Here is an 18747-nt window from a genome sequence, read left to right on the forward strand (position 1 = left end):
CCGAACTTGCGGCCGGCCTCCCGGCCGGCTCGCGACAAAAGTCCCTTACGAAACAGACTGAAAGTGAAAACGAGAACCGAGGGTGAGGACCAGCAGACCTTGCTCTCTTATTCGGAACGCCCCCGTTTCGAAGACGCCCGAGAGACGTCCTGCTACTAATGAGGAGAAGTAGTAATGACCGATAAAAACCCCGCATCGTGCACGCTTACGCGCCGACGCTTTCTGACCGCCTCCACATCCCTGGCAGCGGTCGGAATGGCCGGCTCGATGATGCCGATGGGCGCCACCAGGGCCTTCGCAGCAGGCGAACAGAAAATTCAGGGAGGCAGCCACTGGGGCGTCTTCAACATGACCGTGAAGGACGGTCGTGCCGTGAAGATCGATCCCTGGGAAAAGGATCCCCATCCCAGCCACCAGCTGCCCGGCGTGCTCGATTCCATGTACTCCGCGAGCCGCATCAGATATCCGATGGTTCGTCGCTCGTATCTGGAAAATGGGCCGAAGGCCGAGCGCGACAGTCGCGGCGCCAACGATTTCGTGCGCGTCTCATGGGACAAGGCCATCGAGCTTGTCGCCAACGAGATCAAGCGCGTTCAGGCCGAATCCGGCCCCTCGGGCGTCTTCGCTGGCTCTTACGGCTGGAAAAGCCCCGGCAAATTCCACAACTGCCGCACGCTCGTCGCACGTACAATGAACGTGCTCGGCGGATACGTGAGCGGCACGGGCGACTACTCGACCGGCGCCTCTCAGGTGATCATGCCGCACGTCGTCGGCGGACTTGAGGTCTATTCGCAGCAAACCTCGTGGCCCCTGCTCATCGACAACACCGATACGCTGGTCTTCTGGGCCGCCGATCCGGTGAAGACATGCCAGATCGACTGGCTGATCCCCGATCATGGCGTCTACGATTACCTGAAGGCCTACAAGGCGACCGGCAAGAAGGTCATCTGCATCGATCCGTTCCACTCGGAAACCGCGAAAATGATGGACGCGGAATGGCTGGCGCCCAAGCCGCAAACGGACGTCGCCTTGATGCTCGGAATTGCCCACACGCTTTACAGCGAGGGGCTGCACGACCAGGAGTTCCTGTCCACCTACACTTACGGCTTCGACAAGTTCCTGCCCTATCTGACCGGCGATGCCGACGGCACGCCGAAAGACGCTGATTGGGCCGCCAAAATCTGCGGCATCCCCGCCGACAAGATCAAGGAACTCGCGAAACTGTTTGCCGGCGGCACGACGATGCTGGCAAGCGGCTGGTCCATCCAGCGCATGCAGTACGGCGAACAGGCCCACTGGATGCTGGTCACCCTTGCCGCAATGCTCGGCCAGATCGGCACCAAGGGCGGCGGCTTCGGCCTCAGCTACCACTATTGCAGCGGCGGCACGCCGACCGCCAACGGCGTCTCCTTGCCCGGCATCGGCGATGGCAAGCAGAGCAAGGAGAATGCTCCCGAATGGCTCGCCTCCAGCGGCGCGTCAAGCATTCCTGTCGCTCGCGTTGTCGACATGCTCGAAAATCCGGGAGCAGAGTTCGACTTCAACGGTTCGAAGGCGACCTATCCCGACACGAAGCTGATCTACTGGGTGGGCGGCAATCCGTTCGCGCACCATCAGGACCGCAACCGCATGGTCAAGGCCTGGAAGAAGGTGGAGACCTTCATCGTCCACGACTTCCAGTGGACGGCAACAGCCCGCCACGCGGATATCGTCCTGCCCGCGACGACATCCTATGAACGAAACGACGTGGAGCAGATCGGTTCGTATTCGAACCAGGGCATCGTCGCGATGAAGAAGATCGTGGATCCGATCGGTGAGGCCCGCAGCGACTTCGACATCTTCTCCGCCATCTGCGCAAAGCTCGGCAAGGAAGCGGAGTTTACCGAGAACAAGTCGGAAATGGACTGGCTCAAGAGCCTCTACCAGACCGCGTCCTCGACGGCACAGACGAAGCAAATCGACTTCCCCTCATTCGAAGACTTCTGGGAAGCCGGCTCGGTCATCTACGACGTGCCGCAGGCCAACAAGGAATTCGTCCGCTTCGCCGAATTCCGCGACGATCCCTTGCTGAACCCGCTGGGAACGCCGACGGGGCTCATCGAGATCTACTCCAAGGCAATCGAGAAGATGAACTACGACGATTGCCCGGCTCATCCCACCTGGATGCCCGCGCGCGAACTGACGGGCGTCGAGGGAACGAAGTACCCGCTGCACGTGAATGCCTCTCACCCCAACGACCGGCTTCACTCGCAGTTGTGCGGAACGGAATTGCGCAAGAGCTACGCAATCAAGGGGCGCGAACCGTGCGTGATCCATCCTGACGATGCGGCCAAACGCGGTATTTCAGACGGAGATCTCGTGCGCGTCTTCAACGACCGTGGCCAGATCCTGACAGGGGCACGCATCTCTGACGACACCGCCCCCGGTGTCCTGCGCGTCTCCGAAGGCGGCTGGTACGATCCGTCGGCTCCCCTCGAGGAAGGCTCGCTCGATGCCTATGGCGACGTAAACGTCCTGACATTCGATGTCGGCACCTCGAAGCTCGCCCAAGGCAATTGCGGACACTCCGCGGCAGCAGACGTGGAGAAGTTCACCGGCACGCCGCCCGAGGTGAATGTCTTCACGGCTCCCGTGGCTGCGGAATAGCGCAGACGACGAATACCGGGCCGGCATGCAGCCGGCCCGGACCCGGCCGGTGATAATGCCGGTCGACTATCGAGGCCCGGTATCGCGCCCAAGGGCGAACGACCACCCAGTCGCACAGCGCTCCATCGGCGGAAAATCCTCCTTCGGAAGCCCTCGGTTCCGGACTTCGCAAAAAAACTGGAGAAGCTGTCGATGTCGACCAAGAATTCGTGGTCCCCGTCCCTATCACGCCGACGATTCCTCACATCCTCCGCCTCGCTCGCCGCACTCGGTGCCGCGGGCTCGGTGTTGCCGGGCGGCGTGACGCGCGCCTTTGCAGCAGACAAGTCCAAGGAGGTTCTCTCCGCGTCGCACTGGGGTGCCTTTTACGGCAAGGTCGAGGACGGTCGCTTCGTAAGCCTGCGTCCCTGGGACAAGGATCCCTTCCCGAACCAGGCGGTCCACGGCGTGCAGGACGTCGTCTACAACGCGGGCCGCATCAAGTATCCGATGGTCCGTCGCGCCTATCTCGAGAAGGGTCCGAATGCGGAACGCGACAGCCGCGGTGCCGGCGATTTCGTGCGCGTGTCGTGGGATCAGGCCCTGGACCTTGTCGCCAAGGAAATCCAGCGCCTCCAGAAGGACGAAGGTCCCTGGGCGATCTATTCCGGCACCTACGGATGGCAAAGCTCCGGCCGCGCCAACAACTCGCAGGCTATGCTGAAGAAGCTGATGAACCTGTCGGGCGGCGCCGTCTTCTCCACGGGAGATTATTCCAAGGGCGCGCTGGCGGGCATCATGCCCTACATCATGGGCCAGATCGACGCCGAAGGCCCCCAGACGAGCTACCTGTCGATCCTGGAAAACACAGACCAGATCGTATTCTGGGCCTGCGATCCCTGGAAGAACAACCGCATCGCCTACTCCCCGCCGGATCACGGCGAGCATCTCTTCTTCGACGAACTGAAGAAGAACAAGATGAAGAAGCTCTTCATCAATCCGCTGCGCGGCGAACTCTGCAAGGCGACCGACGGCGAATGGATCGCCGCGCGCCCGCATGCCGACATTCCGCTCGCCCTCGGCATCTGCCACACGCTGCTGAGCGAGGACATCTACGACAAGGACTTCATCGAGAACTACACCTTCGGCTTCGAGGAATTCGCCGAGTACCTGAAGGGCAACGGCTGGGACAAGATCGAGAAGACGCCGGAGTGGGCGGCCGAGCAGTGCGAGGTTCCCGCCGACAAGATCCGCGAGCTTGCCCGCAGCTTCGTCGCCGGCCGCACGATGCTGGTTTCCGGCTGGACCCCGCAGCGCCAGCATCATGGCGAGCAGTGGCCGTGGATGTTCATCACCATGGCCTGCATGGTCGGCCAGATCGGCCTGCCCGGCGGTGGCTTCTGCCAGCGCTATCATCTCGACAACCCCGGCGCGCCCCAGTCGAACGGCCCTGCCCTCGGTTCCTCGGTCAATCCCGGCAAGCGCGCCGAGAACAAGGAGTGGCCTGAGGAAAAGGGTGCCAAGACGATCCCCTGCGCCCGTATCGTCGACATGCTGGAGAATCCCGGCAAGCCGTTCGAGCACAATGGCGAGACGCATCTTTATCCGGATGTGAAGATGACCTACTGGACCGGCGGCAACCCGTTCCACCACCACCAGGACCGCAACCGCATGCGCGCAGCCTGGAAGAAGTTCGACACGGTCGTCATTCAGGACTTCCAGTGGACGGCGACCGCGCGCTTCGCCGATATCGTGCTGCCCGCCACGACGACGGCGGAACGTAACGACATCGACCGTATCGGTTCGGTGGCCAACAAGGCCATTCTTCGCATGGCCAAGATCATTGATCCGGTCTTCGAGGCGCGCAACGACTACGACATCTTCACCGATCTCGCGGGCCGTCTGGGCGTTCAGGACAAGTTCACCGAAGGCAAGTCCGAGCAGGACATGATCAAGGAGATCTACGAACAGGCGAGGGAGATGGCTGCAAAGAAGAGCGTCGAGATGCCCGATTTCGACACCTTCTGGGAAAAAGGCATCGTCGAGTTCGAGGTGCCTGAAGAAAACCTCCGTCGCGTTCGTTATGCGGATTTTCGCGAAGATCCGCTGATGAACATGATGCCGACGGCGACCGGCAAGATCGAGATCTTCTCAAAGTACATCGAGAAGATGAACTACGACGACTGCCCTCCGCATCCGTCGTGGATCGAACCGGCCGAATGGCTCGGCATGGAGGACAAGACCTACCCCGTCCACCTCAGCTCCAACCATCCCGACTGGCGCATGCACTCCCAGCTCTGCTCCACGAAGGTGCGTGAAATCTATGCGGTGGCCGGGCGCGAGCCTTGCCTGATCAACACCGAGGATGCGGCCGAGCGCGGCATCAAGGACGGCGACATCGTCCGGGTCTTCAACGGCCGCGGCCAGATCCTCGCCGGGGCGAAGGTCTCTGACGACATCCGTCGCTCCGTGATCCAGGTCCAGGAAGGCGCCTGGTACGATCCCGAGGACGTCAGCGACCCGAACACGCTGTGCAAGTACGGCGATCCGAACGTGCTGACCCTCGACATCGGCACATCCCGCCTCGCCCAGGCCACCTCGGCCCACACCTGCATGGTGCAGTTCGAGAAGTATACCGGCGAAGTGCCGGAAGTGACCGCCTTCGTCGCGCCGGCTGCCGCGCAGTAGCAACGCGACAAGGTCTGCCGGGCCGACGCTGTCGGTCCCTCGGCCCGGCAGGCATCAGGATTTTCGAAGACCGCACGTTCCGGACAAATGGTCCGGGCACGATACGGACAAAGACAGGGCCGGAGCCTCTTCCGGCCCTGTTGTTTTTGCCAATATTTACTGCACCGCATCAAACGCATTGACATGAACCTCTCCAAGCGCTCCCCTAGGGGCAATAGCGCGCGGATGCATGGTTGCGACCGTTAAAGAATTTTCAGTTCCGGCGGTTCCCGGCCCAGCCCTGCAGTCCTGGCACGATTGCGCGACAATCCCTTATCGAGCCGCCCGGCAATCGGTAGTCATATGGACGAGGCCTCCCTTCACGGCACGATCGTCTCTGTCCGAGGCGCCGTCGTCGATGTCGAATTCGACGAAGGCAACCTGCCCGCGGTCGACACCGCGCTGGTCGTCCAATGGGATTATCCGGAACCGCTGTTGCTTGAAGTTCATGCGCATCTCGACCTGGCGACGGTGCGGTGCGTCGCGCTGCAGGCGACCGCTGGCCTTGCCCGGGGAACCGGAGTTCTCTCGACGGGCGCTCCGGTTTCCGTCCCTGTCGGCGACGAGGTTCTCGGCCGGCTCATCGATGTGGTCGGCACTATCGGCGACAGGGGCGAACCGCTTCCCGAGGACATCGCCCGGCGCCCCATCCACAATCCGCCGCCGCTGCTGAAGGACGAGCGCTCCACGACGGAAGTGTTCGAGACCGGCATCAAGGTGATCGACCTGCTCACCCCCCTCACCCAGGGCGGCAAGGCCGCAATGTTCGGCGGAGCCGGCGTCGGCAAGACCGTTCTGGTGATGGAGCTGATCCATGCCATGGTCGAGAAATACCAGGGTATTTCCGTGTTTGCGGGGATCGGCGAACGCTCCCGGGAGGGCCATGAACTCCTGACCGAGATGCGTGGCTCCGGGGTTCTGAAACGAACGGTGCTGGTTTACGGGCAGATGGCGGAACCGCCGGGCGCGCGCTGGCGGGCGCCGCTGACCGCGCTCACCATCGCCGAGCATTTCCGCGACGTACGTCATCGCAACGTGCTGCTGCTGATGGACAACGTCTTCCGCTTCGTGCAGGCCGGGGCGGAGGTTTCAAGTCTTCTCGGTCGGTTGCCGTCGCGCGTCGGCTATCAGCCGACACTTGCAAGCGAGGTCGCGGCCCTGGAGGAAAGGATCGCGTCGGTTGCGCAAGCCGCGGTCACCGCTATCCAGGCGGTGTACGTGCCCGCCGACGATTTCACCGATCCTGCCGTAACGACGATCTCCAGCCACATGGACTGCATGATCATGCTGTCGCGTGCGCTGGCCTCGCAGGGCTTTTATCCTGCGGTCGACCCGCTCGCCTCCTCCTCGATCCTGCTCGACCCGCTGGTCGTGGGGCCGGAGCACTACGAGATCGCCGGCCGCGCACGCGAAACGCTGGCGCGCTTCCACGAATTGCAGGACGTCATCGCGCTTCTGGGCGTTGAGGAACTGGGGACCGCCGACAGGCTCATCGTCAGACGCGCCCGGCGGCTGCAGCGCTTCTTTGCGCAGCCCTTCTTCGTAACCCAGGCCTTTACCGGTACGCCCGGCGTCAGCGTCAGCCGTCAGGACACGCTCGCCGGATGCAGGGCGATCCTCGATGGAGAAGCCGACGACTGGGCCGAGAGCTCGCTCTACATGGTCGGAACGCTGGAAGACGCGCGTCGCAAGGAAGATGCCGCCCGAGCCGGACAGGAGGCGGTGACATGAAGCTTGCGATCGTCACTCCGCTGCAGGTCGTGGTCGATGAGGAGGCCGTCGTTTCCATACGCGCCGAAGACGCCAGCGGAAGCTTCGGCATCCTCTCCGGCCACGCCGATTTCCTGACAAGTCTCGCGATCTCCGTGGTCCGCTGGATGCGGAAGGACCAGACGTGGGGGTTCTGCGCCGTTCGCGGGGGCGTTCTGACCGTCGCGCATGGCTCTGCCGTTTCGATCGCGACGCGGGAAGCGGTTGCCGGCGACGATCTCGCAACGCTCGATCAGGTGGTGCTGGAACGCTTTCATAAGGAGCTTGACGAGGAGCGCACACAGAACGTGGAGGCGACCCGGCTCCATCTCGACATGATCCGCCGGCTCGTCGCGCGTGCAAGCCGGGGCGCGGCCGCAGGAACGGACACGATATGATGGTTCGGCGGCAAGAGGACGAAAAGCTCGTCAGCCAGGTTCGCCTGCGCCAGAAGCGGGACCGGAACCGGCACGAAGATGTGCCGGTCTCCCGTCGGCTCGCCCAGATCGGCGTGCTCGGCTGGATCGTCGTAACCCCGATGCTGATCGGCATCTTCGCGGGCCGCTGGCTCGATCGGACCTTCGAGACGGGTCTCTTCTGGACGGCCCCTCTCCTGATGATCGGGCTAGGCCTCGGCTGCTGGTTTGCCTGGAAGTGGATGAACGCCGCATGATCCCGGACCTTCCCATCGCAACAGTCACGGTCGAAACGCTGCCGGCGCTCGCGGTCTTCTTCGTTTTCGGGGCGGCACTCGGCGCGGCCTATTTCTCCACGCTCCGGATAAGCGCGCGACTGTTTTCAGAAAAGGCCAGCCTTGCGGCGGCGGCCCTGACGGTCGCCCGCTTTGCCGTCCTCGCCCTCTGCCTCACCTTCGTCAGCCGGGCAGGCGCCCTGCCGCTTCTCGTCACGGCAATGGGCCTCGTCGTCGCCCGGTGGTTCATCGTTCGTCGCATCAGCCGGAGCTCTCCATGAACTCCCCCCTTGCGACGCCTGCTCTTTTCCATCTGGGCCCGGTCCCGATCACCGAGGCGGTGCTTGTCACCTGGGGCATCATGCTCTTGCTGGGCATTGGATGCAGCATCGCCACGCGCAGGCTCAGCCACAATCCGGGACGGTTCCAGAGCGCGCTGGAACTCGTTGTCGAGGCACTCGACCTCCAGATCCGGGAGGCTTCAGGCGCGCCGGCGCAGACCTATCGCGCCTTCATCGGCACCCTCTTCGTCTACATCCTCGCGGCCAACTGGATGTCCCTCGTTCCGGGCGTGGAGCCGCCGACCGCCCATCTGGAAACGGATGCTGCGCTTGCCGCTCTCGTCTTCGTCTCGGTGATCTGGTTCGGCGTCCGCGCCAACGGCCTCGGCGGGTATCTGAAAAGCTTCGCCTATCCCAATCCGGTGATGATCCCGCTCAACATTCTGGAGAGCCTCACGCGCGTCTTCTCCATGTTCGTGCGCCTCTTCGGCAACGTCATGAGCGGCGTTTTCGTCGTCGGCATCGTCGCGTCTCTTGCGGGACTGCTGGTGCCCGTTCCTCTGATGGCGCTGGACCTGCTGACCGGGGCCGTTCAGGCATACATCTTCGCCATCCTCGCGCTCGTCTTCATCACCGCTGCGTCGGCGGAAGGCGGCACGGACCATTCGAATGCAGAGAAAGGATCTCCTTGATGAACTGGCTGGCATTCATATCGATCATCGGAGCGGCCGTCGCCGTCTCCTTCGGTGCGATCGGACCGGCGCTTGCGGAAGGGCGCGCGGTGGCCGCCGCCATGGACGCGATCGCCCGGCAGCCGGAAGCGGCCAACACGATCTCGCGCACGCTCTTCGTCGGTCTCGCCATGATCGAGACGATGGCGATCTACTGCCTCGTCATCGCGCTGCTGCTTCTCTTCGCCAACCCGCTGATTTCCTGACACCATGACCTTTGACTGGTGGACCTTCGCCATTCAGGCGGTCAATGTCCTCATCCTCGTCTGGATCCTGCACCGCTTTCTCTGGAAGCCTGTCTCGCGCGTCATCGCCGAGCGACAGGAAGCGACGGCGGCCGCGCTGCGCGATGCGCAAGAACAGACCAGAGCCGCCGAAGCCGAGCAGGCCGAAATCGAAGAAATCAGAGCCGGCATATCGCAAGAACGGGCCGCGAGCCTCGAAGCGGCCCGCGCCGAGGCGGAAAAGGTGCGCCAGACAATACTCGCCGACGCGGAACGGCAGGCGCGGCAGATCAGGGACAAGGCCCGAGACGACATCGAAGCCGCGCGCAATGCCGCCAGAAAAGAGGCCCGCGATGAAGCCGGCGCCCTGGCGCTCGACATCGCGGCGAAACTCGCCGCCCGGCTGCGGGGACCATTGGTGAAAGCCGTCTTCCTCGATGCACTCGTTGCCGAAATCGCGGCACTTCCTTCCGAACTTCGCCAATCGGTTGGCGAGCGCGGAAGCAATCTGCGCCTGACCAGCGCCGTCGTTCTGGATCCGCACGAGGAAACCGAATGCCGTCGGCGGATCGCCGAAGCACTCGGGTGCACGCCCGAAATCACCTTCTCCGTCGATCCGGCATTGATCGAAGGCATGGAGCTTTACGCCGAGCACTTTTCCATCCTCAACAGCTGGCGTGCGGATCTCGCCCGCATAGAGGAGAGCTTTGCCCATGACTGAACAGAAAGCTCCCGCTTCGTGGCTCGACAATGCTCGTTCGCGGATCGCCGCAGCCGAACTGGGGCCGCAGGCGGAGCAGATCGGCAGGGTCGAGGAGGTCGCCGACGGCGTCGCGCTCATTTCCGGGCTGCCCCAGGCGCGGCTCGATGAACTGCTGCGCTTCGACAAGGGGGCCTTCGGCTTTGCGCAGACACTCGACAGGGATCTTATCGGTTGCGTTCTTCTAGACGAGGCAGCAACGATCGAAGCCGGCGACATCGTGCGCGGGACCGGCGAAGTGGTGCGCGTTCCCGTCGGTCCCGGCCTGCTCGGCCGCGTCGTCGACCCGCTCGGCCGTCCGCTCGATGGAAAGCCCGCAATCGAAACCGCCGAGTTCCATCCCGCGGACAGACCGGCACCGGCCATCATCGACCGCGAGCTGGTGACCGCACCGGTGCAGACGGGTCTCCTTTCCATCGACACGCTTTTCGCGCTCGGACGCGGCCAGCGGGAACTGATCGTCGGCGACCGGGCGATCGGGAAGACGACCGTCGCCATCGACACGATCATCGCCCAGAAGGCGAGCGACATCATCTGCGTCTATGTCGCCGTTGGCCAGAAGACGTCCAGCGTGCGCCGGGCGATTGATGCGATCCAGACGCTCGCCGCACCTGAGCGCTGCGTCACCGTCGTTGCCGGAGCCGCAAACCCTCCCGGCCTGCAATGGCTCGCCCCCTTCGCGGGCTTCACGATGGCAGAATACTTCCGGGACCGAGGGCAGCATGCCCTGATTGTGATCGACGATCTCACCAAGCACGCAGCAACCCATCGCGAGATCGCGCTGCTCACCCGCCAGTCGCCGGGTCGCGAGGCCTATCCCGGCGACATCTTCCATGTGCATGCGCGGATGCTGGAAAGAGCGGCAAAACTCAGCGATGCGCAAGGCGGGGGGTCGCTGACGGCCCTTCCCATCGCGGAGACCGACGCCGGCAACCTGTCCGCCTATATCCCGACGAACCTGATCTCGATCACCGACGGTCAGATCGTGGTCGATGCCAAGCTCTTTCAGGAAGGACAGAAACCGGCCGTGGACGTGAGCCTGTCGGTAAGCCGTGTCGGCGGCAAGACGCAGGCTCCCGCCTTGCGCGACGAAGCCAAGTCCCTGCGCCTCGACTACGCCCAGTTCCTCGAAATGGAGATGTTCACCCGCTTCGGCGGCGTACCGGACAAAAGAGTGCGCGACCAGCTCACGCGCGGCGAACGCATCCGCGCCATTCTCCGCCAACCGCCACACGCCCCTTTGCGCCTCGTCGACGAGGTCGCCCTCGTCGCCGCGGTCCAGGAAGGATTTCTGGATACGGTCGCGCCAGACAGAGTGCCGGAATTCCGGGCGGCCTTGCCGGCAGAACTCGACAAGGCGGCCCGCGATGCGGTCGAGCAGATCGAGAAGGAAGGCACGCTGGACGCAGAAAACCGAGAGCGCCTTCTCGATGTCCTGAAACAGCTCGCGGAGCGCTTTGGCTCATGAGCGAAAAACTCGAGGAAATCGGCGCGCGCATTGCCGGAGTGCATCAACTCGATGCGGTGGTGAACGCCATGCGCGGGATCGCTGCGGTACGTGTCCAGCAAGCGCGCGATCAGATCCGCGCCGTCGACAGCTATACCTCCACGATCACGGCGGCCATGGGCCGGATCGTCCCGCAGGTCGCGCCAGGGCCGGAGAATGCCCACGCCGGAAACGAGCGGGCCGCCCTGGTCGTCTTTTGCGCGGAACAAGGCTTTGCGGGCGCCTTTTCCGAACGCGTGCTGGACGCGGTCTCTGCCGATGCCGGCGGGGCAGACCTCTATCTCGTCGGCAGCCGCGGCCGGGCGCTCGCAACGGAGCGCAACATCGCGCCCGCCTGGACGAACGCCCTCCCCGCGCATTCGCCCGCGATCCCGAAGCTTGCCAACGCCATCTGCAATACGCTCTACGCCCGTATCAATGCAGGTGCACTTGGCCGGCTGGATGTGGTTTTCAGTACCTGGGACACGGGAGAGGTCCGCGTCGTGCGGCGTGCGCTCTTCCCGATCGACTTCTCGCTCATTGCTTCATCGCCGGAGACCTTGCCGCCCCTGACGAACCTGCCGGCCGCCGCTTTGCTCGAAACGCTGGGCGCCGATTACGTCCACGCGCTCCTGTGCAATGCGGCGCTGCATTCCTTCGTGGCCGAAAACGAGGCCCGGATGAGCGCAATGGCACAGGCCCGTAGTCAGATCGAAAGACAGCTCGGCGAATTGAAGGCACGCGAACGCCATGTCCGCCAGGACGCGATTACCGCCGAGATCATCGAACTGGCCGCCGGCGAACTGGCCAATCGTTCCGACAGGCGCAAACGCAGAACGCGCGAGAGCGCCCCTTTCGCGCCTTCCTCCTGAGCGGCATCCCTACCAAAGATTGTCCTTTTTATACAAGCGGTTGAGCAGTTCCACAGGTGGGCTGTTCGCGGCTCAACCGTCCTTTTCGCCGGCATGCTCACCGGCGACACCGCGCCGCCAATAGGCGACCGCCATGTGGTTTGCACGCGGCATCTTCTTCTCCTTTCGGAAATAGGAGCGCAGTTTGCGAACGGCCGCTTGCTCGCAGGCGATCCAGACGTAGGTATCCGGATCGGCCTCGGGCCAGTCCACGGCCTTCACGGCACGCTCCAGAAGATCCGTCGTGCCGGGCTCCAACCCGTCGCGATGCACCCATGTCAGATCGACATCGGCCTTGGACACAAGCACCTGCTCCTCGGCGGCATCTGCAATCTCGACAATGGCCGTGACCCTGGCCGTCTCCGGGAGTTCCTCGAGAATGCGGGCGATTGCGGGAAGCGCCGTTTCGTCGCCTGCCAGGAGATATCGCGTCGCCTGGCCGTAGGTCCCGCCGCCGGGTCCGGTAATCCCGATCTCGTCGCCGGGCTTCGCGTTTTCGGCAAAGCCGGCCCCGGGATATCCGTCTCCCTCATGCAGGACCATGTCGATATCCAGCCAGCCTTCATCGGCATCGATGCGCCGGATCGTGTAGACCCGCGCAATCGGCTTCGGCAGGCCTTCCGGCCATGCCGGACGACCGTCTTCTCCCATAACCGGCCAACCATACGCGCCTCCCTTTTCGGGCGGGAAAAGCAGGCGAATATGCATGCTTTCCCGGGTAAAGCGCTCAAGATCGTCTCCTGACAAACGCACCCGGCGCATACGTGGGGTAATCTGCTCCACGCGTTCGACCGTCATGCGGCGAAGATAGGGCACCGGCGAGCCTGCGGCGCAATCGCCCGTCCACCGGATTTCAGGCGTCTCCGGTTCTGAAAACTCGATCAAATGCTCCGCAAGCGCCACTTTCACGAATGCGAGCCCGCTCGCATCCGAGGCCGTCGCGGCGACATTCAGATACCCGCCGTCAATCTCCAGTTCGGCTGTGCCGAAATGAAATGCGAGACGTGCCTTGCACTCCTCCTTTGTGACGTCGCCATGCTCGGAGAAATGATCTGCCAGTCGCTCCAGCAAAACGGCCGGTTCGGAAACCTCGACCCTTGTCTCGGCAACCAATTGGTCTGCAACTGCGGAATTTGCCATGTCGTTTTCCTTCTTGGCCCCGGGGCGTCGTTTCGGACCGCATGCCCGCACCCGACTGCGACGCACTCCGTCCTGCCGCGCAAGACCGCGGAGCCGGTCGTCCTGACACCCGGCAGCCGAAGCCGTGCAGGCGCACCCGCTCCAAGGAAGCCGAACGTCATTTCGCTTCGCCGCGCGACGTATTCCCGCGGAGGTCTATAAAACATGACTTTTAAAATCAACTTTTATCGCACCGAATGGCCCGCGAAGTGGTGCGTCAAAAATGCCCTCTGCAACCAATGCGAGCGGCCGGGCAGACAAATCATTCGGCCGTGTGCTCTGCGCTCTTCTCGCGGGAGCCGCCACGCCGGCAAGCCGGGCGCACAACCCGGCTCGGCCCAATATCCGCCGTTATGAGACTTCCTCCGAATGGGCAAGTCCCGGATCAACCGTTGTGGTCGTTCCAGAAATCCGCCTGAACCCGGGCCGCTTCCTCGGCCAGAAACGGTCCCTTGACCACAACCTGTCGCTGACCGGCTGAAAAAATCGTGCGGCACGGAAGATCGAGCGTCGGGTTTTCCGGGTGATCGCCGGTCATTTCCTTGAGCGAGCGCTCGCTCTGACCATAGACGACCCGTCCGATTCCGGCCCAGTAGACGGCGCCCGAACACATCGCGCAGGGCTCGGCGGATGTGAACATCGTGCACTGGCACAGGAAATCGGGCTTCCACCTCTTTGCGGCCCGGCTTGCAAGTACCTTTTCCGCATGGGCCGTCAGGTCTCCCCCTTCGGCCGAATAGGCATTGCCCTGTTCCATGAGCACGTCTCCGTCGGGACCGACGAGAATGCAGCCGAAAGGATGGTCTCCATCCTTGCGCGCCTGCTCGGCAACCGCGATGGCGTGGCGAAGGTGGTCTTCGTCGCGGGTCTCGTCGAACTTCGACATCAGCTTACCTTTCGGATTTCGGAAGCGACCAGGGCGCGAAGCGCTTCTGGACGAAGCCAACGATGCGGAAGAGCGTCAGCGACAGCAGAACCAGAATGACGAGCCCGGAGAAAGCCTGGGGGATCTTGAAGAAGGAGGTGGAGAAGGCGATGAAGAAACCGAGCCCTTTTTCCGCGGCAACGAACTCCGCAACCACCGCTCCGATGACCGCGAGCGTGGTCGAGATCTTGAGCGCCGAGAACAGGAACGGCAGCGCATAGGGCAGCCGGATATGGAAGATCTCCCGCGTGCGACCGGCGCGAAGCGAGCGGGACAATTCGATCAGTTCCTCCGGCGTGGCGAGGAGCCCGGTGGTCGTTGAAACGACAATCGGGAAGAAGGTGATGAGAAATGTGATCACCACCCTGGGCATGTCTCCCGCCCCGAGCGTCACGACAATGATCGGCGCGACCGCGACGATAGGCGTGGACTGGATCACCACCAGCATCGGATAGAGCGTGCGCGACAGCAGGCGCGACATGGCAAGTCCGATGGCGAGCGGGATCGCCACGACGATGGCCAGCACATACCCCATGACGGCGACACGCAACGTCGCCCAGACATGACCGATCCAGACCGCCGGATCGACACCGAATCCCGCCGCGACGATACGCGTGGGCGACGGCAACAGAAATGACGGGATGGCGAAAAGCCAGGTCCCGGCCTGCCACAGGGCCAGAACGCCGATAACGGCAAGGACGGGCGCAAACCGATCCAGAAAGCTCACGATGGTCTTCACGAAGCCATTCCCCTCATGCGGCGGCAGGTTTGGAGAAGAGTTCTCCGCGAATGTGGTTGGCAAGTTCGGTGAAGGCCGGGTCCGACAGCGTCTCCATCGTGCGCGGACGGCCAAAGGGCACGTCAATCACCTCGCGCACCGTCCCCGGCCGCTCCGACATCACGATGATACGGTCGGACAGCAGAAGCGCTTCCGGTATGGAATGGGTGATGAAGAGCACCGTCTTCGGTCGTTCCGACCAGATGCGCAGCAGCTCGAAGCTCATCTCGTCCCGGGTCAATGCGTCCAGCGCGGAAAACGGCTCGTCCATCAGCAGGATATCGGGATCCAGAAGAAGCGCGCGAGCGATCGCCACCCGTTGCTGCATGCCACCGGAGAGCTCGTCGATGCGCTTTTTCTCAAAGTCGGCAAGGCCGACCAGAGCCAGCAATTCCCGGGCCCGCGCCTCGTCTTCGCCGCGAACGCGGCCATACTTGTGGCGCATCGGAAACGTGACATTGTTGAGGACATTAAACCACGGCAGCAGAGTCGGCTTCTGGAAAACGATGCCGATCTCGTCGCGCGGTTCGCTCACCTTCATGCCGTAGATCTCGACAGCCCCTTCGCTTGGATGGATGAGCCCGGAAACGAGGCGCAGAAGCGTCGACTTTCCGCATCCCGACGGCCCCAGAACCGAAACGAATTCATGCCGGGCGATCTCGAAATCGAGACCGGTCAGCGCGTGGATCGGACGTCCGTCGTTGCCGGTGAAGATCTGCTCGACGTCGCAAAACCGGATGACAGGTGGGGTGACCGTCATGAAAATCCCCTGACGCAAGGAAATGCCGACGGACAGCGCTTGCCGCCCGCCGGCTCCCTCTGGTGTTGAATTGTTACTGGAAGCTGCGATCGACGGCGGTCTCGGGATCGAGCGCATCCGGTGCCATGCCCTGGGACTTGGCGACCCAGCCCCAGGTCGCCTTCAGCAGCCCCGGCTCAATGGCGCCCAGACCATCCTTTTCCGAGATATCGTTGACCATCAGCGGTATGGAGGCCTTCCACTGCTCCGCCGCCGTGGTTTCGTCGATCTCCGGCACCATCGCCTTGACGGCTGCGGCCGCGCCGTCCGGATCCTTGATCGCCATTTCAACCGTCTTCTTGAAGGCCGCTACGAAGCGCTTCAGGACTTCCGGTCGCTCGGAGATCATTTTCTGCGAGGCGAACAGCGACAGGCCGTAGCCATCGAAACCGTAATCCGACCAGGGCAGCGCCTTGAAGGTCTTGCCGGCTTCCTTCAGCGGCCCCGCGAAGATCGGAGCGACCGGCATCCAGTTGATCGTTGCGTCGACCTGCCCCGTGGCCAGCATCGGCGCCAGAGCGCCCGGATCGACCTTGATGAGCTGAACGGACGCCGGATCCACACCATTGGCCTGAAGCACCAGTGGCCAGACTACGTTGGAGGAGGAGAAGGTGGCGGTGGCAACCTTCTTGCCGGCGACATCGGCGAGCTTCTCGATGCCGCTGTCGGTCGTGGTGAAGAGGGAATCCGGCTGCTTTGTGTAGAGCGTCATGACGGCCCGGGCGGGGGCCTCAGCCGTCGCCACAGCCTGAAGAAGGGCGGAGAGACCGCCGCTTCCGATATCGGCCGCACCGGTCGAGAGCTTCGTCACGACATCGGACGAGCCGCGGCCGATCGCGATCGTCACGTCCAGACCGGCATCCGCGAAGATGCCCTTCTGAACGCCGTAGTAGATCGGCGCTTTGTCGCCGGCCGGAAGCCAGTCGATCATGAACGTGACGGGATCGGCGGCGCTCGCCATCCGGGCGGATGCGGCAAGGATCGCCGCCGTTGCGAGAACCGATTTCAGGAAACGCGATTTCATCTGGAGGCTCCGTCTGCGAAGGATGTTGATTGGCTCAAGGGGAGTTCGTCGCTTGCCGGCCGTGTTCCGCCGTCCAGCAAAAACGGCAGGACTGCCTCGGCTAGAAGATGGGGCGCGCTCACCTGCGGCGCGTGGCCGGTCGGCAGAGAGATGACGGTCGCGCCCGGCACGAGTTGCTGCATGCGGCGCTGCACGGCGATGAGGACCGACCGGTCCTCGGTCGCCTCCACATAAAGTCGGGGGATGCGCCCGAAGCGCTCCGGGGTCGTGCTCACGCGAATGGCCCGCCCGCCCTCGCCTTGCGGTGTGAGCCTCGCCGCAGCCGCCGCGGCCAGATCCGGCGGGCAGTCGCTGAAGAGGATCGCGGTGGCCGCGGCGCGCGGCACGGTGCTGACCCGGCCATCGGGCGACCATGAGAGCTCACCCGTGACACCCGAAGCAACGGCGCCGGGCCCGTCGACCTCGGCCTGCACCTCTCCGAACGACACGCCCGACGGCAGCATCATGCCGGCCACATAGACGATGCGCCGGATCCGTTCCGCATGACGTTCGGCCAGGGCGGTGGCTATCGCGCCTCCGCCGGAATGGGCGACAAGCGAAAGCGGCCGCCCTATCTCTGCCAGCAAGCGATCGAAATAATCGAGGTAATGATCGAGCGTGATCTCCGCCGGATCCGTCCCGTCGCGGCCATTGCCGGGAAGGTCCACCGCATGAACCGTGAAACCCGCCTCCTGCAGAAATGGTATGAAGGCCTCCCAGGCCCAGCTCCCCTGCCAGGCTCCATGGATCAGGACGACAGGGTCGCCGCTTGCCGCCGCCACCATCATCGGTACGTCTTGCGGTACATGGCCTGGAGATGTTCCTCCACCGTGATCGGCGGATAGAGCGGCACGTCGCCTTCGTTAAGGCAGGTGGGGATGCACCTGACCTCGTAGTCCGGATTGCCGACGTGGAAGAACGGGATCGAATACCGTTCGCGACCCGACGCGTTGACGACCCGGTGCAGGTTCGAGCGGTAGCGCCGGTTGGTCCAGCGCTGAATCAGGTCGCCCAGATTGCAGACGAACGTGCCCGGGATCGGGTCGGCATGGATCCACAGTCCCTCATCGTTGTCATAGACTTGGAGACCGCCGACAGCATCCTGCAGCAGGATGGTCAACCCGCCGAAATCGGTGTGTGCGCCAGCCCCCTTTTCGCCCGTTTCCGCATCGCCGCGCTGGGGCGGATAGTGCAGCAGGCGAAGGGTTGCCAGCGGATCGCGGCAATAGGGAGCGAAATGCTCCTCCTGAAGATCAAGAGACAGGGCAAGCCCGCGCATCAGGCGACTTCCGAGCTCCTGAAGGGCAGCGAAATACGCGACCATGGTCGGACGAAAGCCCGGCAGGTCGTCCGGCCACTGGTTCGGCCCCCGATTGAACCGGCCGGCCCGCACGCGGGGATCGTCCTCGGGCAGTTCAACGCCGATATAGAAACCTTCCTTGCGATCGGGCGGCGCGCCGGCCTCGAGCGTCTGCCCGCCGAGAACCTCGTAACCCCGATTGCAACGCGACAGCGACTTTTCAATCGCCATCTTCCGTTCGACAGGCTGATTGAAAAACGCCTTCGTCTCGGCGAATGCCGCCTCGATGAGGCCCTGCGGCACGCCATGGCCGGCGCAATAGAAGAACCCCTTGTCGAGGCAGGCCCGACGCAGCGCATCGCCCACCGCGCGCCTGCTATCGGCATCGGAAGACGAAAGCCCGGATACATCGACCACGGGAAGTGCGGCGGTGTCGATCTGGCGAGCAGCGAGAGAGGCCGTGGCGGACATGGAAGGTTCCCGGAACTGCGAAGACCGGAAAACGCTATTATGTCGCG

The 18747-nt window shown here is 63.5% G+C and carries 18 protein-coding genes; 11 read left to right on the plus strand and 7 right to left on the minus strand.

Annotation, left to right across the window (positions count from 1 at the left end; all coding sequences use genetic code 11):
* The first annotated feature begins 174 nt into the window (after nt 1-174).
* The 11 genes from torA (V2L18_RS16995) to V2L18_RS17045 all read left to right on the plus strand — a co-directional run bounded on the left by torA (V2L18_RS16995) (nt 175) and on the right by V2L18_RS17045 (nt 12146).
* Entirely contained in the window at nt 175-2646 is a 2472-nt protein-coding gene (torA, locus tag V2L18_RS16995; protein ID WP_336179496.1) for a trimethylamine-N-oxide reductase TorA, read from the plus strand.
* Between the two features lie 192 nt (nt 2647-2838).
* Nucleotides 2839-5313: a trimethylamine-N-oxide reductase TorA gene (torA, locus tag V2L18_RS17000; protein WP_336179497.1), complete on the plus strand. Its 2475-nt coding sequence runs from the start codon at nt 2839-2841 to the stop codon at nt 5311-5313.
* 342 nt (nt 5314-5655) lie between these two features.
* Nucleotides 5656-7083: a F0F1 ATP synthase subunit beta gene (gene atpD / locus V2L18_RS17005; RefSeq protein WP_336179498.1), complete on the plus strand. Its 1428-nt coding sequence runs from the start codon at nt 5656-5658 to the stop codon at nt 7081-7083.
* A complete protein-coding gene (locus tag V2L18_RS17010) occupies nt 7080-7499 on the plus strand; it encodes a F0F1 ATP synthase subunit epsilon (RefSeq protein ID WP_336179499.1) in 420 nt (139 codons plus the stop codon). The genes atpD and V2L18_RS17010 overlap by 4 nt, the downstream gene beginning before the upstream one ends.
* The gene (locus V2L18_RS17015) at nt 7499-7774 is read left to right on the plus strand and encodes an AtpZ/AtpI family protein (protein ID WP_336179500.1); all 276 of its coding nucleotides are present in this window, start codon (nt 7499-7501) and stop codon (nt 7772-7774) included. The genes V2L18_RS17010 and V2L18_RS17015 overlap by 1 nt, the downstream gene beginning before the upstream one ends.
* The gene (locus V2L18_RS17020; protein ID WP_336179501.1) at nt 7771-8073 is read left to right on the plus strand and encodes an ATP synthase subunit I; all 303 of its coding nucleotides are present in this window, start codon (nt 7771-7773) and stop codon (nt 8071-8073) included. Before V2L18_RS17015 ends, V2L18_RS17020 begins: the two co-directional genes overlap by 4 nt.
* A complete protein-coding gene (locus V2L18_RS17025) occupies nt 8070-8765 on the plus strand; it encodes a F0F1 ATP synthase subunit A (RefSeq protein ID WP_336179502.1) in 696 nt (231 codons plus the stop codon). Before V2L18_RS17020 ends, V2L18_RS17025 begins: the two co-directional genes overlap by 4 nt.
* A complete protein-coding gene (locus V2L18_RS17030) occupies nt 8765-9010 on the plus strand; it encodes a F0F1 ATP synthase subunit C (protein WP_336179503.1) in 246 nt (81 codons plus the stop codon). The genes V2L18_RS17025 and V2L18_RS17030 overlap by 1 nt, the downstream gene beginning before the upstream one ends.
* Before the next feature lie 4 nt (nt 9011-9014).
* Nucleotides 9015-9749 carry a F0F1 ATP synthase subunit delta gene (locus V2L18_RS17035; protein WP_336179504.1) on the plus strand — a complete coding sequence of 245 codons (735 nt, stop codon included), beginning with the start codon at nt 9015-9017 and terminating at the stop codon, nt 9747-9749.
* A complete protein-coding gene (locus V2L18_RS17040) occupies nt 9742-11256 on the plus strand; it encodes a F0F1 ATP synthase subunit alpha (RefSeq protein ID WP_336179505.1) in 1515 nt (504 codons plus the stop codon). Before V2L18_RS17035 ends, V2L18_RS17040 begins: the two co-directional genes overlap by 8 nt.
* A complete protein-coding gene (locus tag V2L18_RS17045; protein WP_336179506.1) occupies nt 11253-12146 on the plus strand; it encodes a F0F1 ATP synthase subunit gamma in 894 nt (297 codons plus the stop codon). The genes V2L18_RS17040 and V2L18_RS17045 overlap by 4 nt, the downstream gene beginning before the upstream one ends.
* 72 nt (nt 12147-12218) lie before the next feature.
* Here V2L18_RS17045 and V2L18_RS17050 read toward each other — a convergent pair whose 3' ends face one another.
* The 7 genes from V2L18_RS17050 to V2L18_RS17080 all read right to left on the minus strand — a co-directional run bounded on the left by V2L18_RS17050 (nt 12219) and on the right by V2L18_RS17080 (nt 18700).
* Complete coding sequence (locus V2L18_RS17050; RefSeq protein WP_336179507.1) at nt 12219-13325, minus strand: siderophore-interacting protein; 1107 nt, start codon at nt 13323-13325, stop codon at nt 12219-12221.
* A 424-nt stretch (nt 13326-13749) separates the two neighbouring features.
* The gene (locus tag V2L18_RS17055) at nt 13750-14250 is read right to left on the minus strand and encodes a nucleoside deaminase (protein WP_336179508.1); all 501 of its coding nucleotides are present in this window, start codon (nt 14248-14250) and stop codon (nt 13750-13752) included.
* 4 nt (nt 14251-14254) lie between these two features.
* The gene (locus V2L18_RS17060) at nt 14255-15028 is read right to left on the minus strand and encodes an ABC transporter permease (RefSeq protein ID WP_336179509.1); all 774 of its coding nucleotides are present in this window, start codon (nt 15026-15028) and stop codon (nt 14255-14257) included.
* A gap of 13 nt (nt 15029-15041) precedes the next feature.
* A complete protein-coding gene (locus V2L18_RS17065) occupies nt 15042-15827 on the minus strand; it encodes an ABC transporter ATP-binding protein (protein WP_336179510.1) in 786 nt (261 codons plus the stop codon).
* 73 nt (nt 15828-15900) lie between these two features.
* Entirely contained in the window at nt 15901-16890 is a 990-nt protein-coding gene (locus V2L18_RS17070) for an ABC transporter substrate-binding protein (RefSeq protein ID WP_336179511.1), read from the minus strand.
* A complete protein-coding gene (locus V2L18_RS17075) occupies nt 16887-17717 on the minus strand; it encodes an alpha/beta hydrolase (protein ID WP_336179512.1) in 831 nt (276 codons plus the stop codon). Before V2L18_RS17075 ends, V2L18_RS17070 begins: the two co-directional genes overlap by 4 nt.
* Nucleotides 17714-18700 (minus strand): 2-oxoglutarate and iron-dependent oxygenase domain-containing protein, encoded by a 987-nt coding sequence (locus V2L18_RS17080; protein WP_336179513.1) that lies wholly within the window; start codon nt 18698-18700, stop codon nt 17714-17716. Before V2L18_RS17080 ends, V2L18_RS17075 begins: the two co-directional genes overlap by 4 nt.
* Nucleotides 18701-18747: the final 47 nt, after the last annotated feature.

The sequence above is a fragment of the Breoghania sp. JC706 genome, assembly GCF_037026715.1.
Taxonomy (GTDB): Bacteria; Pseudomonadota; Alphaproteobacteria; order Rhizobiales; family Stappiaceae; genus Breoghania.

Excerpts from the sequence above, each read along its gene's own strand:
- atpD (WP_336179498.1), top strand. The coding sequence starts at position 5,656 with ATGGACGAGGCCTCCCTTCACGGCACGATCGTCTCTGTCCGAGGCGCC.
- V2L18_RS17045 (WP_336179506.1), top strand. The coding sequence starts at position 11,253 with ATGAGCGAAAAACTCGAGGAAATCGGCGCGCGCATTGCCGGAGTGCAT.
- V2L18_RS17070 (WP_336179511.1), bottom strand. The coding sequence starts at position 16,890 with ATGAAATCGCGTTTCCTGAAATCGGTTCTCGCAACGGCGGCGATCCTT.
- V2L18_RS17010 (WP_336179499.1), top strand. The coding sequence starts at position 7,080 with ATGAAGCTTGCGATCGTCACTCCGCTGCAGGTCGTGGTCGATGAGGAG.
- V2L18_RS17025 (WP_336179502.1), top strand. The coding sequence starts at position 8,070 with ATGAACTCCCCCCTTGCGACGCCTGCTCTTTTCCATCTGGGCCCGGTC.
- V2L18_RS17020 (WP_336179501.1), top strand. The coding sequence starts at position 7,771 with ATGATCCCGGACCTTCCCATCGCAACAGTCACGGTCGAAACGCTGCCG.
- V2L18_RS17050 (WP_336179507.1), bottom strand. The coding sequence starts at position 13,325 with ATGGCAAATTCCGCAGTTGCAGACCAATTGGTTGCCGAGACAAGGGTC.
- V2L18_RS17055 (WP_336179508.1), bottom strand. The coding sequence starts at position 14,250 with ATGTCGAAGTTCGACGAGACCCGCGACGAAGACCACCTTCGCCACGCC.
- V2L18_RS17040 (WP_336179505.1), top strand. The coding sequence starts at position 9,742 with ATGACTGAACAGAAAGCTCCCGCTTCGTGGCTCGACAATGCTCGTTCG.
- V2L18_RS17080 (WP_336179513.1), bottom strand. The coding sequence starts at position 18,700 with ATGTCCGCCACGGCCTCTCTCGCTGCTCGCCAGATCGACACCGCCGCA.
- V2L18_RS17015 (WP_336179500.1), top strand. The coding sequence starts at position 7,499 with ATGGTTCGGCGGCAAGAGGACGAAAAGCTCGTCAGCCAGGTTCGCCTG.
- V2L18_RS17065 (WP_336179510.1), bottom strand. The coding sequence starts at position 15,827 with ATGACGGTCACCCCACCTGTCATCCGGTTTTGCGACGTCGAGCAGATC.
- torA (WP_336179496.1), top strand. The coding sequence starts at position 175 with ATGACCGATAAAAACCCCGCATCGTGCACGCTTACGCGCCGACGCTTT.
- V2L18_RS17035 (WP_336179504.1), top strand. The coding sequence starts at position 9,015 with ATGACCTTTGACTGGTGGACCTTCGCCATTCAGGCGGTCAATGTCCTC.
- V2L18_RS17030 (WP_336179503.1), top strand. The coding sequence starts at position 8,765 with ATGAACTGGCTGGCATTCATATCGATCATCGGAGCGGCCGTCGCCGTC.
- torA (WP_336179497.1), top strand. The coding sequence starts at position 2,839 with ATGTCGACCAAGAATTCGTGGTCCCCGTCCCTATCACGCCGACGATTC.
- V2L18_RS17075 (WP_336179512.1), bottom strand. The coding sequence starts at position 17,717 with ATGATGGTGGCGGCGGCAAGCGGCGACCCTGTCGTCCTGATCCATGGA.